Annotated in this window: 13 protein-coding genes; 8 read left to right on the top strand and 5 right to left on the bottom strand. The window is 60.3% G+C overall.

Annotation, left to right across the window (positions count from 1 at the left end; translation table 11 throughout):
- The coding region (locus tag V5E99_RS28470) for a formylglycine-generating enzyme family protein (RefSeq protein ID WP_499805724.1) at positions 1-739 on the bottom strand (739 nt) is incomplete at its 3' end.
- Positions 740-997: 258 nt separating this feature from the next.
- Positions 998-2374 carry an L-serine ammonia-lyase gene (locus tag V5E99_RS28465; protein WP_499805723.1) on the bottom strand — a complete coding sequence of 459 codons (1377 nt, stop codon included), beginning with the start codon at positions 2372-2374 and terminating at the stop codon, positions 998-1000.
- A 136-nt stretch (positions 2375-2510) separates the two neighbouring features.
- Between V5E99_RS28465 and V5E99_RS28460 the strand changes: the two genes are divergently transcribed.
- The 3 genes from V5E99_RS28460 to V5E99_RS28450 all read left to right on the top strand — a co-directional run bounded on the left by V5E99_RS28460 (position 2511) and on the right by V5E99_RS28450 (position 5798).
- A complete protein-coding gene (locus V5E99_RS28460; RefSeq protein WP_499805722.1) occupies positions 2511-3458 on the top strand; it encodes a LysR substrate-binding domain-containing protein in 948 nt (315 codons plus the stop codon).
- Between the two features lie 213 nt (positions 3459-3671).
- A complete protein-coding gene (locus tag V5E99_RS28455; protein WP_054049780.1) occupies positions 3672-4079 on the top strand; it encodes an HPF/RaiA family ribosome-associated protein in 408 nt (135 codons plus the stop codon).
- Between the two features lie 249 nt (positions 4080-4328).
- On the top strand, positions 4329-5798 hold the full coding sequence (locus V5E99_RS28450; RefSeq protein WP_499805721.1) for an amidase: 1470 nt from the start codon (positions 4329-4331) through the stop codon (positions 5796-5798).
- A gap of 213 nt (positions 5799-6011) precedes the next feature.
- Here V5E99_RS28450 and fecA read toward each other — a convergent pair whose 3' ends face one another.
- From fecA to V5E99_RS28435, 3 genes are all read right to left on the bottom strand, one after another.
- The gene (fecA, locus tag V5E99_RS28445) at positions 6012-8339 is read right to left on the bottom strand and encodes a TonB-dependent Fe(3+) dicitrate receptor FecA (protein ID WP_499805720.1); all 2328 of its coding nucleotides are present in this window, start codon (positions 8337-8339) and stop codon (positions 6012-6014) included.
- A gap of 177 nt (positions 8340-8516) precedes the next feature.
- Entirely contained in the window at positions 8517-9446 is a 930-nt protein-coding gene (locus V5E99_RS28440) for a FecR domain-containing protein (RefSeq protein ID WP_499805719.1), read from the bottom strand.
- A complete protein-coding gene (locus V5E99_RS28435; RefSeq protein ID WP_499805717.1) occupies positions 9443-9931 on the bottom strand; it encodes a sigma-70 family RNA polymerase sigma factor in 489 nt (162 codons plus the stop codon). Before V5E99_RS28435 ends, V5E99_RS28440 begins: the two co-directional genes overlap by 4 nt.
- A gap of 178 nt (positions 9932-10109) precedes the next feature.
- On the opposite strand from V5E99_RS28435, the gene V5E99_RS28430 reads away from it, so the two are divergent.
- Genes V5E99_RS28430 through V5E99_RS28410 form a run of 5 tightly spaced genes read left to right on the top strand, consistent with a single transcriptional unit; the run spans position 10110 to position 13865 of the window.
- Positions 10110-10415, top strand: coding sequence for a DUF3649 domain-containing protein (locus tag V5E99_RS28430; protein WP_499805716.1), 306 nt, complete (start codon positions 10110-10112; stop codon positions 10413-10415).
- Positions 10412-11992: a PepSY-associated TM helix domain-containing protein gene (locus V5E99_RS28425; RefSeq protein WP_499805714.1), complete on the top strand. Its 1581-nt coding sequence runs from the start codon at positions 10412-10414 to the stop codon at positions 11990-11992. The genes V5E99_RS28430 and V5E99_RS28425 overlap by 4 nt, the downstream gene beginning before the upstream one ends.
- A complete protein-coding gene (locus V5E99_RS28420; protein WP_499805713.1) occupies positions 11993-12316 on the top strand; it encodes a DUF3325 domain-containing protein in 324 nt (107 codons plus the stop codon).
- On the top strand, positions 12316-12879 hold the full coding sequence (locus V5E99_RS28415) for an RNA polymerase sigma factor (RefSeq protein WP_499805711.1): 564 nt from the start codon (positions 12316-12318) through the stop codon (positions 12877-12879). Before V5E99_RS28420 ends, V5E99_RS28415 begins: the two co-directional genes overlap by 1 nt.
- On the top strand, positions 12876-13865 hold the full coding sequence (locus V5E99_RS28410; RefSeq protein WP_499805710.1) for a FecR family protein: 990 nt from the start codon (positions 12876-12878) through the stop codon (positions 13863-13865). The genes V5E99_RS28415 and V5E99_RS28410 overlap by 4 nt, the downstream gene beginning before the upstream one ends.
- The last annotated feature ends 55 nt before the right edge of the window (positions 13866-13920 follow it).

Genomic DNA, 13920 nt, shown 5'->3' with positions numbered 1-13920 from the left:
CTAGGGGGTTAGGGACAAAACTATCAACTGCAAAGGTACGGCCTTTTCCATTGGGTTTTGTAAAGTTGCGTCCATAGTTCAAGCTGCCATTATCGGTAGGGAATGCCACGTATTGGCCGCGATTGCGCGCTGCATATTCCCACTGGGCCTCGGTGGGCAGATCCACTGGGTAACCACTTAGCTCTCTCAACCATCCGCAATAGTCCTTGGACTCTTGCCAGCTTTGTGTTGCCGCAGGCAAATTTGGTTGATAACGGAATTCTAAATCTTCGCGCTTGCGTAACTCTGCATCAAACAACGGCTGCCCATGAGCAATGAAAAACAGATCAAAATCCCCCATCGTTGTTTGAAATTTTGACAGGTAATAACCGCTCAGCTTAACCGGATGAACAAAATCATCGTCCCCGTCCATACTGATCCGCCCCATCCGTTCCGGCTCCACCCCGCAAGGCCAGTCACACATATTCGCGGGGTCATCGTCATACACCCAGCCAAAATCCCCCATCTGAAATTCGCCACCTTCGACAAACACCATATTGTCCAAAGAGCGCACCACGGTATTCAGCAGCTTTTCGCGAACGTCAGCGGATAGTTTCGAGTATTTGTTCTCGATAGTTACTGCAATCCGGGCGACTTTGTCGGGGGAGAGCTTCTCGCTTTTCGGAAGCGGGATTGACTGTGCCTGGCAACCGGCCAAAAGAAGTAAAGTGCAAAAAGGTAATAAGATGTTTCTTATCACTGGAATGTCCTTATACCAATAAAGCAAAGTTGCAAGGCTATCATTTTTTTCTGAAAAACATTGGCTAAAAGTTTGGTTGTGCGAATTGGAAGTGTCGATGAAGTAACTTGATGTAACGCATCAAAGACGCGACTGGCGCAACAGCTTTTGGGCCGACGTTAAAGGCATTGTCGGAAAAGGTCTATGTACATCAGTCGTCGTTTTGGCGTTGTTGTTATTCTTGCGCAGCTCACGTTTTAAAACGTCAGTGAGTGCGCCTCAGCACTCCACCCAACTCACCGCCAGGCCACCGCGTGAAGTTTCCTTGTATTTGTCCTGCATGTCGGCGCCGGTGTCGCGCATGGTGCGGATCACCCGGTCCAGCGAGATGAAATGTTTGCCATCACCGCGCAGGGCCATTTGCGTGGCGTTGATCGCTTTCACCGCCGCGATGGCGTTGCGCTCGATGCACGGCACTTGCACCAGGCCGCCGACCGGGTCGCAGGTCAGGCCGAGGTTGTGTTCCAGGCCGATTTCAGCGGCGTTTTCCAGTTGCTCCGGGGTGGCGCCGAGCACCTCCGCCAGCCCCGCCGCCGCCATGGCGCAGGCCGAGCCGACTTCGCCCTGGCAACCCACTTCGGCGCCGGAGATCGAAGCGTTTTTCTTGCAGAGAATGCCCACGGCGGCTGCGGCCAGAAAGAATGCGACCACGTCATCGTCCGACGCGTCGGGGTTGAACTTCATGTAGTAGTGCAACACTGCCGGAATGATCCCGGCCGCGCCGTTGGTCGGTGCGGTGACCATGCGTCCGCCGGCGGCGTTTTCTTCGTTCACGGCGAGGGCGAACAGGTTGACCCACTCCATGGCCGACAGGGTCGAGGTGATGACATTCGGCTTGCCGATTTCCAACAGGCTGCGGTGCAATTTCGCCGCGCGGCGCGGAACATTCAGACCGCCGGGCAGGATGCCTTCGTGACGCAGACCTTGCTCGACGCATTCACGCATCACCGACCAGATGTGCAGCAGGCCCTGACGGATCTCGGCGTCGCTGCGCCAGGCTCGCTCGTTGGCCATCATCAACTCGCAAACCCGCAAGCCATGCTGATGGCAAAGCCTGAGCAATTCAGCGGCGCTGGAAAAGTCGTACGGCAGCACCACGTCGCTGGTCGGTGCGATCCCGGACTCGGCTTCGGCCGACTCGATGATGAAACCACCGCCGACCGAGTAGTACGTTTGCTCGAACAGTTCACCGGTTTCGCCGAAGGCTGTCAGAGACATCGCATTGGGGTGGTAGGGCAAACGCTCGTCGAGCAGCAGGAGATCGCGTTGCCAGTTGAAGGCAATGGTCGTTTTGCCTGCCAGCGATAATTCGCCGGTTTCGCGCAGCGTCTGGATTCGCCTGTCGATGGAGGAGGGATCAATGCTGTCCGGCCATTCGCCCATCAGGCCCATGACGCAGGCGCGGTCGGTGGCGTGACCGATGCCGGTCGCCGACAGGGAGCCATAAAGGCGAATTTCGACTCGCCGAACATCGTTCAGTAAATGTTGGTCGATCAGGGCTTGGGCGAAGGTCGCGGCGGCGCGCATGGGGCCGACGGTGTGAGAACTGGACGGACCGATGCCGACTTTGAAGAGATCGAAAACACTGATAGCCATGCTAAAGCCTATACAAGCAATGGAAGAGAAATCGCTGCCATGTTTTGTAGGACAAGCGCAATGTCGGCGATACTGCCTGCCCCGGTCCACCCTGACCAACGAAACTTCCTAAGACAGCCTTTAGCAGGACTAAACGATGAGTCGTCAATTGCACGGCCAGACCTACGTCTGGCTGCACGTGTTTTCCTGTGCCGCGCGGCACTTGTCGTTCACCCGTTGCGCCGAAGAACTGCACATCACACCGGGGGCGGTCAGCCAGCAAATCCGTCAACTGGAAGAGCGTTTGGGTTTTCGGCTTTTTCATCGGCGTGCTCGCGGTGTGGAGCTGAGCGCCGAAGGCCAGCGACTGGCCATCACCGTCAACGAGGCTTACGGCAGCATCGACGCTGAGCTGCGCCGACTGGACGCCGGGATGATCAGCGGAACGTTGCGGGTGCGCTCGATTCCATCGTTCCTGAGCAAGTGGCTGACCCCGCGCCTGCCGCGCTTGCAGCAGCGTTTCCCGGACATTCAACTGCGGCTGGTGGCCGAGGACAGCAGCGTGCCGTTGCATGAGGGCGACTTCGACCTGGCCATCGACCTGAACGACGGCAGTTACCCCGGATTGTTATCCACAGCCTTGCTCGACGAGCAGATCTTTCCGGTCTGCGCTCCGGGCCTGTTGCGTGGCCGGCCGCCGCTGCACGGGCCGGCAGACCTGATGCATTTCCCGTTGCTGCACGACATCACGGCCTGGCGCGGCAGTTACGAATACGCGGAGTGGGAGTTCTACCTCAACGCCATCGGCTTCGAAGGCGCCGACGTGCGGCGCGGGCACACCTTCAATCGCAATCACCTGACCATCGAAGCGGCGATTGCCGGGATGGGGGTGGCGATTGCGCGGCGGACATTGCTGAACGATGAGCTGGAGCGGGGGACGTTGATCGTACCGTTTGGCTTGGCGGTGCCCAATCACAAACGCTACATGCTGCTCTATGCGCCGGGGGCTTTGAGCCATCCGGGCGTGCGGGCGGTGCATGACTGGCTGGTGGAAGAGGCGGGGGTTTTTCGCAGTCTGCATCCGCTGGCGGAGCAGCAGATGTGAGCAATTATGACAAAGAAGTGAAGCGACCCAACTCCCGACCTTAACAGCGCTTTTGCTCCTTGTCCGGCTTTTTTTGCGAATGAAAATTTATCTTTTTTTAGGGGTTGAAATGTTCGGCGCACAGACCGATTGTGTAAGTAAGAGGCCACGGTGATGACGCCCAAGGGCAAGCCGACCGGCCTCTCGCGAGCTAGCTGAAATAAGGGATGAACTATGCAAATCCAAGTCAACAGTGATAACCATATTCAAAGCAGCATCCGACTGGAGGAGTGGGTACGTACTACCATTGAGAGCACGCTCGAACGTTATGAAGAGGACCTGACCCGCGTCGAGGTTCATCTGCGGGACGAGAACGGCGACAAGCCCGGACCGCATGACATGCGCTGCCAGCTGGAAGCGCGGCCAAAAGGCCATCAACCGATTTCCGTCACCCATAAAGCCGACACCCTGGAGCAAGCGATCGACGGGGCGGCCGAAAAACTCGAACATGCCCTGGAACATCTGTTCGGCAAACTGCGGGGCAAACCACGTGCCGCTGTCGTGCCGTTCGAGAGAGTCGCAGCCGATGCGCTGCTGGAAGACGAGTTTCTCGAGAACGAACAGGCTGCGCAAAACGGCTGAAGCCTGATTCACTTTTTACCTTTCCACCGACAAACGGGCCTGCTTATGCAGGCCCGTTTTTGTTTGTGGTGCAGGTGATTGTTGCAGGCTGTTTTCCCCTGCCCTGAAACGGCCATAGTCGGCCTCTATAAATTTCGCTGAGCGTATTACGTTAATTGATGCAGCGCGTGTTTGATCTTGTTGATGTCAGGCAGGAAACAAATGTGCATCGTTTCAAGAGAGAAGCTGTGTAAGACAGGGACAGTCCGATTGAAAAAGACCATCAATAACCCGCAACGGTTGATGTTGTCGGTGTTGGCTGCCGTCGTTGTCGGGGTTAACAGCCCCAGCGTTAAAAGTGCCGAGATCAATATTCAGGAAATCACGATTCCCGAAATCGAAAAAGCACTTGAGACCGGGGTCTACACGTCAGAACAACTGACGACAGTCTTTCTCGCTCGCATCGAGCAATTCAATCCGTACTACAACGCTTTTACGGCGATGAATTCAAAGGCGCTGGATGATGCGCGGGAGATAGATCGTCGGCGTAACGCCGGAGAAAAACTCGGGCCGCTGGCCGGCGTTCCGGTTGTCGTGAAAGACACCATGGACATGGCTGGCCTTCCCTCCACGGCGGGTTATGCACCCCTCTCATCGAGAGCGGGCGGCTTCGATCTGATTCCTGAAAAGGATTCGGCGGTCGTGCAACGCTTGCGGGCGGCCGGTGCAATCATTCTGGCGAAAACCAATGTCCCGGTGTTCTCCGGAAACCCCGCCAATGCCAATGACAGTTGGGCTGGCGCGACTTACAACGCACTTAATCGCTCATGGTCGCCCGGGGGATCGTCCGCCGGTACGGGCACCGCTGTCGCGGCGAATTTTGCCGTGGTGGGGCTGGCTGAAGAAACCGGCGGCTCTATTCAAAACCCGGCGGGTGCGCAGAGCGTGGTGGGCATCAAACCCACGTTTGGCCTGGTTCCGAACTCCGGAGTCATCCCGCAGGCGGGCTCCACACGAGATGTCATCGGGCCGATTGCCCGCAACGTGCGCGACGCGGCAATGACCCTCGACGTGTTGGCGGGTTACACCCTGGAGGACCCTAAAACCACGGCCGCTTTTGGCAATATCCCGCAACGCGGGTACACGTCGGGTCTTAAAGTCGGGGCGCTGAAAGGTAAGCGCATCGGGCTGCTGGGGCCCGGCTGGAGTACGACCTTCGGGCATTTGTCACCCGCGACAAACGCGGAGTATCACAAAGCCATAGCGCAGCTTGAGTCCCTGGGCGCTATCGCAGTTGCAGATCCTTTCGTTGGTTCAGGTTTTGTTGATTTGGCGCCGGCTGACGGCAGCTATGATCCGCGAGGGTCCGAGGCGCACGCCTATGACTTTGATCGCTACCTTAAAAACTCGGGAAAAGTGCAGCCGTTCATTCGCTTGAAGAGTTGCAGGACAAGTTGGGGCTCAATCTCTTCGAAAAGGGCGGACCGCTCGATTACTACACCGACCAACTGGCGGTACTGCGCAAGACCTACAAAACACCCGCCACCGCCCCGGACCTTTCCGGATTTGGCCAGCTACGAGAAGACTACTTGCGGGTGTTCAATCATGTCATGGATGAAAACAACCTGGATGCACTGGTCTTCCCGCAGATGGTCGACCCCGTGGGCGACCTGTATGAAAGTTTCATCGACGCGACCACTTCATCGGCCATCAATATTGCCGGCATTCCCGGCGTCGTAGTGCCCAGTGGCGCCTATCCGCAAGGCCAGCCCTTTTCGTTGATCTTTGTCGGGCGCATGTGGAGTGAGGGGCAGTTGCTCGCCTATGCCTACGACTATGAACAAAGGGTAAAGGGCCGACTCGTCCCTGCACCGCTGGAAACAACGCATGGACCGACGCCGCCGGCCCAGCCCCTCGGGGCTGGTCTTTGAGGATCGATCCAGGCGCGGCCCGTCAGAACGCTACCGAAGTCTGCAGATAAACCGTGCGCGGTTCACCGACGTACTTGCCCTTGTTGTTGTCATCAAACGAGCGGGTGAAGTACTGGTGGTTGAGGATGTTCTTCACCCCCACCGCCACGTTCAGGTCCGACAACTTGGGCCCGAAGTCATACGCCGCGCGGCTGCTGAACAGCATGTAGCCCGGAATCCGACCGGTGCTGCCGTCAGCGCTTTCTTTCGAGGTGTTGGCGTTATCGGCGAACTGGTCGCTCTGGTAGCTGCTGTCCAGGTTCAGCTTCCACGCACCTTCGGTGTAACCGACGCCCAGCGTGCCTTTGTGTTTCGAGGAGAACGGCACACGATTGCCCTTGTTCGGCCCGTCTTCGCGGATGGTCGCGTCCACGTAGGCGTAGGTGGCGTAGACATCAAAACCAGCCAATGCCGGGCTCAAGTCATCGAGGGCATAGTTGATGCTCGACTCGATACCTTGATGGCGCGTTTCACCCCGGGCGATCACCGAGTCGTTGGTCTGGTTGCTTTCGTACTGGTTATCGAAGTTGATCAGGAACGCGCCGATCTCCGCCCGCAGTGCACCGTTGTCATACCGGGTGCCGAGCTCCCAGGTGCGGGCCTTTTCCGGTTTGACTTCGCCGCTGGTCACCCGATTCGGCATCTGGCTGTATTGCACGCTGCCGAACGAACCTTCGGTGTTGGCGTAGAGATTCCAGCTGTCGGTCAGGTGATAGAGCACGTTCAACGCCGGCAGCGCGGTGTTGTAGTCACCCTTGTATTTCACGTTGGTCAGGTTGTTGGTCTGTTGCGATTCGATCATCTCGTAGCGCACGCCTGGCGTGAGGGTCCACTTGCCGATGTCGATCCGGTCATCGACGAAGAACGCATTGGCTTCGGTGCCGCCACGGGTGTCGCGGTCATTGCGGCTGTTGGTGGTCGGCAGTTCATTGCTGGCGATCGGCGTGCGGTAGCGCAGTTCGTGGCCGGCCTCGTTGATGTAGCGATAGCCGACCCCGACTTCATGGCTGGTCGGGCCGAGGTCGAAGCCTTGGGCGAAGCGGGTTTCGAGGCCACGTACCCAATATTCACGCGGCGACAGCGAAAGGAACGTGCCCTGGTCCAGATAGCCGCTGCGCAAGGTTTTGGTGAAGAAGGTGTTGGCGGTGAACTCGCGGCGATCTTCCTGATAGCGATAGCCGAAATTGAACATCGTGCGACGGCCCCAGAACTGGTCTTTCGGGCGCGTGGACTGGTACGGGTCGGCCTCGTAATCGGCGACGTTCAGGCCGCCGGGCATGTCGGCCTTGCCTTCGTAATACTGGGCCATCGCGTTGAAGCTGTTGGCCTCGTCGAGCTGGTATTTGCCCTTGAGGATCAGGTCGTCGATTTCGGTATCGCTGTGTTCGCGCCAGTCGCCACCGCGCGTGCCGGAATACAGCAGCGCGCCGCCCAGGCCATTATCGGCGGTGCCGCCGGCCAGCAAATTACCAGTGGTTTTGAAGCCGTCGTGGCTGGAGGACGGACTGGTTTCGGTCTGGAACCCACCCTTGACCGTCGGTTCATCGGGAATGGCCCGGGTCACGAAGTTGACCACGCCGCCGACGTTCTGCGGCCCGTAACGCACCGCACCGCCGCCGCGCACCACGTCCACCGCGTCCATGTTGCCCATGCTGATTGGCGCGAACGACAACTGCGGCTGACCGTAGGGCGCGAACGGCACCGGAATGCCGTCCATCAGCACCGTGGAGCGCGAGGCCAGGCGCGGGTTGAGTCCGCGAATGCCGAAGTTCAGCGCCATGTCATGGCTGCCGGTGCCGTTGTTGTCCGGGGCGTTGACGCCGGGGATGCGGTTGAGTACATCCTTGGCCTGGGTCGCGCCCTGGCGTTCGAATTCTTCACGGCGGATTACGTCCCGGGCGCCGGGGTGTTCGAACACGTTGATCTGCGCCGCATCCCCCAGCCAATCGCCGACCACCGTCGAGGTGCCCAGTTCCAGCGCGGTTTCGCCCGCCGGTTGCAGGCTGAACGCATTGTTGCCTTCGGCTCGGGCTTGCAGACCGGTGCCTTCGAGCAAGGCGTTCAGACCTTGCTCGGTCGTGTAATTGCCTTCCAGGCCACGGCTTTTCACGCCGCTGGTGACTTGCGAACCAAAGGAAATCAGCACCCCGGCTTCACGGCCGAATTGGTTGAGGGCATTTTCCAATGTTGAAGGGGCGATGTGGTACGGCTTGGCGTCGGCGGCGTGTGCCAGGGCGCCGAAGCTCAGGCTGGCGCCCAGCAAGAGTTGGCGCACGGTGCGGGCCAGCGGGGTGAGGCGGGTGGGTTGCATGGGCGACGATCCTGAGAAGGTGGAATCAAGGGGGCTTTCCTTCTCTGTCACGCCAGATCTGAAAAACGGCTCATCTTTTTTTAAGATCAACAGATCGCAGCCTTCGGCAGCTCCTACGTTGAGGTTGGTGTTCATCCTGTAGGAGCTGCCGAAGGCTGCGATCTTTTGCTCTTGCTATTAAACCCGGGCCTCCACGGTCACCCAATACCGGGTAAACCGCTTCACCCGCACCGGCAAACTGATTTCCAGCAGCTCAAGAATCCGCTCACTGTCGTCCAGCGGATACGTCCCGGAGATCAACAAATCAGCCACCTTCGCATCGCAATTAATCTGCCCGCGACGATAACGACCCAGCTCATCCAGAAAATCCCCCAGCCGCATATGCGCCGCCACCAACATACCTTCGGCCCAGGCGCCGCTGTTGGCGTCCAGCGGTTGCGGATGGCTGAGGCCGCGTTCTCCAAAACTCAACTGTCGGGCACTTTGCAGCAGCAGCGGCGAGCCGCCATCGGGCGTCAATTCGACGCGACCTTCGAACACCGCCACCTGAGTGCGATCCGCAAACTGCCGCACGTTGAGTCGCGCGCCTTGGGTCTTCAACACCCCTTGAGCCGTGCGCACTTCAAAAGCCCAGGCGGCGGTCAGCAAGATCTCGCCTTCAAGCAAACGGATCAGCCCGTCAGCCCGCACATCCACCGCCGTCGCAGTGTTGAGCTGAATTTGACTGCCATCGCCCAATGCCACTTTGCGCCGCTGCCCAATCGGGCTGCGGTAATCGGCCAGCAACGGCGTCAGCGGATTGTGCTCGCGCATGCCCCACGTCACCGCAGAACCAGCGCCCAGAATCAGCAACAGCTTCAACGCCTGGCGACGGCTGCCGGATTTCGGCGCGTTCAGCGCGGCGTGGGCCAGGGGCGAAGACAACCCGCGCAAGCGTTGATTGACCCGCTGGATATGCTCCCACGCCCGCTGATGTTCGCTATGCCCGTCGTGCCATTGCTGCCACGCCTGTTGCTGGCGCGGGTTTAACGGCCCTTGCTGCATTTCCACCAACCAATGCACCGCTTGCTCGGCGACCCGGGAAGAGAATTCCGATGGCGCGTTCATAGGGCGAAGTAGCAGCGCATCGCCGCTTTATTCAGGTGCCGTTTGACCGTGGCGATGGAGATGCCCAGTTCGGCCGCGATCTGTGGATAGGTCAGGCCATCGACCTGCGCCAGCAAAAACGCGCGTTTGACCAAACGCGGCAAGCCGTCCAGCAACTGATCCAGCTCCATGAGGGTTTGCAGGATGATCGCTCGCTCTTCCTCCGACGGCGCCACGCATTCCGGCATCTGTGCGAGGGCGTCGAGGTAGGCGCGCTCCAAGTCCTGGCGACGGTAATGGTTGAACAACACACGCTTGGCGATGGTGGTCAGGAACGCACGCGGCTCGATGATCTGCGGCGTTTCCCGGGCCGTCAGCACCCGCATGAACGTGTCCTGGGCCAGATCGGCGGCGCTGTCCGGGCAGCCGAGCTTGCGCCGCAGCCAACCGGTGAGCCAGTGGTGGTGGTCGTGATAGAGGATTTCGACGGGATTGGCGGGCTGCAACAAAACCACTCCGACACAGACGGATACGTTAGAGAACAAGAATTGTTCGCATTGTAGAGGCGTCAACCTGCATCCGGCAATCGGATCTCTTTTGCGTATGAGAATATTTATCATTAATATTGCGCCCTTGTTGGTCTCGCGACGTTCACGGACCTCACCCCGGTTTCAAGGTTGAAACATGAAAGGCAAAAGCAGCACGCTCCCCGTTTCCTACAGACTGGCGGTGACTTCCCGGGTCTTGGCTGCCGTGCTGGGCGGTTATGTCGTCGCCGCGCTGGCCAGTGTCAGCCTGACGCTGTGGCTGCCGATGGCCCGCGCCGAAGCGGTGGTCACCGGGATGATGACGTCGTTCCTGGCGTATCTGGTGGCGGTGCTGTGGTGCTTCGCCTGTCGCAGTGCCTGGCAGGCCTGGTTCGGCTTGATCGTGCCAAGCGTGGTGCTGGCCGCGATTTCCGGGTTGGCGTACTGGGCGGGCCACCCATGAAAGAGGGTTTTCGCCAAGCCATGGCCTGGCTGCACACCTGGACCGGGTTGATCTTCGGCTGGCTGCTGTTTGCGATTTTTCTGACCGGCACCCTCGCGTATTTCAAGGCTGAGATCACCCACTGGATGCAGCCGGAAATTCCGGCGCGCACGCTGTCCTCCGAAGCCAGCCTGACGCTGGCCCAGGACTATCTCCAGCAGCACGCCGCCGGCGCATCACGCTGGCTCATCGACTTGCCCAATGCCCGCGAGCCCGGCCTGACACTGCGCTGGCAGCAAGCCCCGGCCGAGCCCGGCAAGCGCGGCCAATTCACTAAAAAGACCCTCGACCCGCAAACCGGCACCGACGTGCAGGGCCGGGAAACCATGGGCGGCGATTTCTTCTACCGCTTCCACTTTCAGTTGCAGATGCCTTATCCGTGGGGGCGCTGGCTGTCGACGATTGCCGCCATGGTGATGTTCGTCGCGCTGATCAGCGGGATCATCACCCACAAGAAAATCTTCAAGGACTTCTTCACCTTCCGCCCGCGCAAGGGCCAGCGTTCCTGGCTCGACGGGCATAACGCGGTGGGTGTGCTGGTGCTGCCGTTTCACCTGATGATCACCTACAGCAGCCTGGTGATTTTCATGTCGATGGTGATGCCGGCGAGCATCCTCGCCGCGTACAAGGGCAATACCGAAGCGTTTTTCGATGAGTTGTTTCCAGAGTCCAACCGACCGACCGCCGCCGGCCAACCGGGCCAGTTGATACCGTTGGCGCCACTGCTGGAACGGGCCCGCGCGCAATGGCCGCAAGGGCAGGCCGGGAGCCTCAGCGTCAACAACCCCGGTGACGCCAATGCCTCTGTCGTTCTGGAGCGGGACGGCGCGGAGGGTGTGGTCCACGACTTCGGCCGCGCGGTGACGTTCAACGGGGTGACCGGCGAACTGCTGAGTACGACCCCGGCGCTGCCTGGCCCAATGGCGATTGCCGGCGCTTTCTACGGTTTGCACATGGGCAATTTCGCCGGCCCGGTGTTGCGTTGGTTGTATTTCATTTGCGGTTTGGCAGGCACGGCGATGATCGGCACCGGGCTGGTGATCTGGCTCGGCAAGCGTCAGCTCAAACACGCCAAAAGTGGCGTGATGCCGTTCGAATTGCGCCTGGTGGAAGTGCTGAACATCGCCAGCATGTCCGGACTGATGGTCGCGGTGGTGGCGTTCTTCTGGGCCAATCGGTTGTTGCCGGTGGGAATGGCCGAACGGGCGAACTGGGAAGTGAACAGCTTCTTTATCGTCTGGGGCCTGAGCGTGCTGCACGCCACGCTCCGTCGCGGTCGCGCGGCGTGGATCGAGCAGTTGGCGCTGGCGGCCGGGTTGTTCTGCGCGGTGCCAGTGCTCAACGCGCTGACCACGCCGTATCACCTGGGTGTTTCGCTGGTGCAAGGCGATTGGGCCATGGCCGGTTTCGATCTGACGTGCCTGGGCAGTGGCCTGTTCCTGGGGTGGGCTGCGTGGAAAATGCAGCGCGCCGGTCGCGTCACAACGGCCACCAGGGCGCGCGTCCGACCTGCTCCCCTTGAGCGCGAGGCGACCTGAATGCTGCTGGCCCTGTTGCTCTGTTACGGCGGTTTCACCGCGCTGTGTTTGTCGATGGATCGGCATCACGCCGACGTGCTTGGGCGCAAGCCGTCGGCGCGGCGTCGGCACGTCATGAAGTTCGGCGGTTGGTTGTTGCTCGGCGTGTCGTTGTGGGCGGCGGTCTGGGCAACCGGTTGGGGGTTGGGCCTGGTCGAGTGGTTCGCGGTGCTGATGCTCAGCGCCTTGCTGCTGGTGTTGCTGCTGCCGTATCGCCCGCGTCTGGCGTTGTCATTGGCGGCGCTGAGCCTGCTCGCCAGCCCGGTTTGTGCGGTGCTGATGTGATGATCGGCAGCCCTCCGGAATCCCACGACGACGAACACGGTGGTGCCCGTGCGCATTTTCTCCAGGTGTTCCTGTCCCAGCGTTCGCAGATGGAGGCGCTGGTGAATCGGCGTGTCGGTTGCCGGGCGACGGCGGCGGACTTGGTGCAGGATTTGTTCCTGCGCTTCTGGCGTCGGCCGCTGGTGCAGGTCGAGGAACTCAGCACTTATCTGCTGCGTTGCGCCGGCAACATCGCCATCGACCATTTGCGCAGCGAAGGCACACGGGTGCGGGTCAGTGAAGGCTGGATGCCCGATGCGCCGGACAGTCAGGGCAGCGAACCGCAAGCGGCGCTGGAGGCGGGCAACGATTTACGTCACGTCGAAGCCGCGTTGCGCGCGTTGCCTGAGCGCACGCGGCAGATTTTCCTGCTCAATCGCATTCACGGTCGCAAGTACGCCGAAATCGCCAAGGCCATGGGGTTGTCCCAAAGTGCCGTGGAAAAACATATGATGCGCGCCCTCGACGCCTGCAAGGCCAGCCTGCGGGACCCCGAACCGCGCACGCCAAGGAAAGCACCGTGAACCACGCCGAACGCGTCACCCCGACGCCCGCCCAGGAACAGGCCGCTTTCGCCTGGCTGAGTCTGTTGCACGATCAACCCAGCAGTGGCGATCAACTCACCTTCAGTCACTGGCTGCAGGCCGATCCCGCCCACGCCGAGGCCTATGCCCAGGCGCAAGTGGTGTGGGAATTGAGTGAAGGGCCGGCGCGAACCCTGGCCGATGAAGAGGCGTTTGCCTTGCAGGGGTATCTCAATGCGATGAACCGTTCGCGGCGCACCCGCGTGCAGCATTGGTCCGGGGCGTTGGCGATGGCGGCGTGTTTACTGCTGATGGAGGGTGTCGGCGCGGGGTGGCAACCGTTGCGCTGGGCCGATGATCTGGGCGCGGACTATGTCTCGGCGCCGGGGCAAATTCGCACCGTCACTCTGGCCGATCAATCCCAGGTCACCCTCGATGCCGACAGCGCGATTGCCGTGGATTTCAGCCGTGGCGAGCGGCATGTGCAGTTGCGGCGCGGCGCCGGGTTTTTCAGCGTGACCCATACCGGCGAGCCGTTTGTGGTGGAAGCGGAAAAGGGTCAGGCGCGGGTGTTGGGCACGCAATTCGAAGTGCGCCTGCAACCCCATGGTGCCCAGGTGACGGTGCTGTCCGGGCGGGTCGGCGTGACGGCGCAGCACAATGCCGAGCAGCAAATCCTCACCGCCGGCCAGCAAGTGGCGTATGGCGAGGGCTCAGCGGAAAAACTGCATGCCGTGGACAGCGAAGCGCAACTGGCCTGGCGTCAGGGCTGGCTGAATTACTACAAGGCGAGCCTGGCGGATGTGGTGGAGGATTTGCGCCGCTATTACCCGGGGCCGATTCTGGTGCTCAACGATGAACTGGCGGCGCGGCGGGTCAGTGGGAGTTTTCCAAGCAAGGACCCGCAAGCGGTGTTGAATTCGTTGCAGGGGGTGTTGGGGTTTGAGCAGCACGCCGTGATGGGGCATTTGATTATTTTGCGGTGAAGCAAAGTCAAAAGATCGCAGCCTTCGGCAGCTCCTACGGGGGAATGCGTACTCA

This window comes from Janthinobacterium sp. LPB2021202312-11-4 (genome assembly GCF_037049705.1).
Taxonomy (GTDB): Bacteria; Pseudomonadota; Gammaproteobacteria; order Pseudomonadales; family Pseudomonadaceae; genus Aquipseudomonas.
Note: the sequence above shows the minus strand (reverse complement) of the source record. Positions and strands in the feature narration are given on the sequence as shown.

Excerpts from the sequence above, each read along its gene's own strand:
- V5E99_RS28415 (WP_499805711.1), top strand. The coding sequence starts at position 12,316 with ATGATCGGCAGCCCTCCGGAATCCCACGACGACGAACACGGTGGTGCC.
- V5E99_RS28455 (WP_054049780.1), top strand. The coding sequence starts at position 3,672 with ATGCAAATCCAAGTCAACAGTGATAACCATATTCAAAGCAGCATCCGA.
- V5E99_RS28465 (WP_499805723.1), bottom strand. The coding sequence starts at position 2,374 with ATGGCTATCAGTGTTTTCGATCTCTTCAAAGTCGGCATCGGTCCGTCC.
- V5E99_RS28440 (WP_499805719.1), bottom strand. The coding sequence starts at position 9,446 with ATGAACGCGCCATCGGAATTCTCTTCCCGGGTCGCCGAGCAAGCGGTG.
- V5E99_RS28420 (WP_499805713.1), top strand. The coding sequence starts at position 11,993 with ATGCTGCTGGCCCTGTTGCTCTGTTACGGCGGTTTCACCGCGCTGTGT.
- V5E99_RS28460 (WP_499805722.1), top strand. The coding sequence starts at position 2,511 with ATGAGTCGTCAATTGCACGGCCAGACCTACGTCTGGCTGCACGTGTTT.
- V5E99_RS28430 (WP_499805716.1), top strand. The coding sequence starts at position 10,110 with ATGAAAGGCAAAAGCAGCACGCTCCCCGTTTCCTACAGACTGGCGGTG.
- V5E99_RS28425 (WP_499805714.1), top strand. The coding sequence starts at position 10,412 with ATGAAAGAGGGTTTTCGCCAAGCCATGGCCTGGCTGCACACCTGGACC.
- fecA (WP_499805720.1), bottom strand. The coding sequence starts at position 8,339 with ATGCAACCCACCCGCCTCACCCCGCTGGCCCGCACCGTGCGCCAACTC.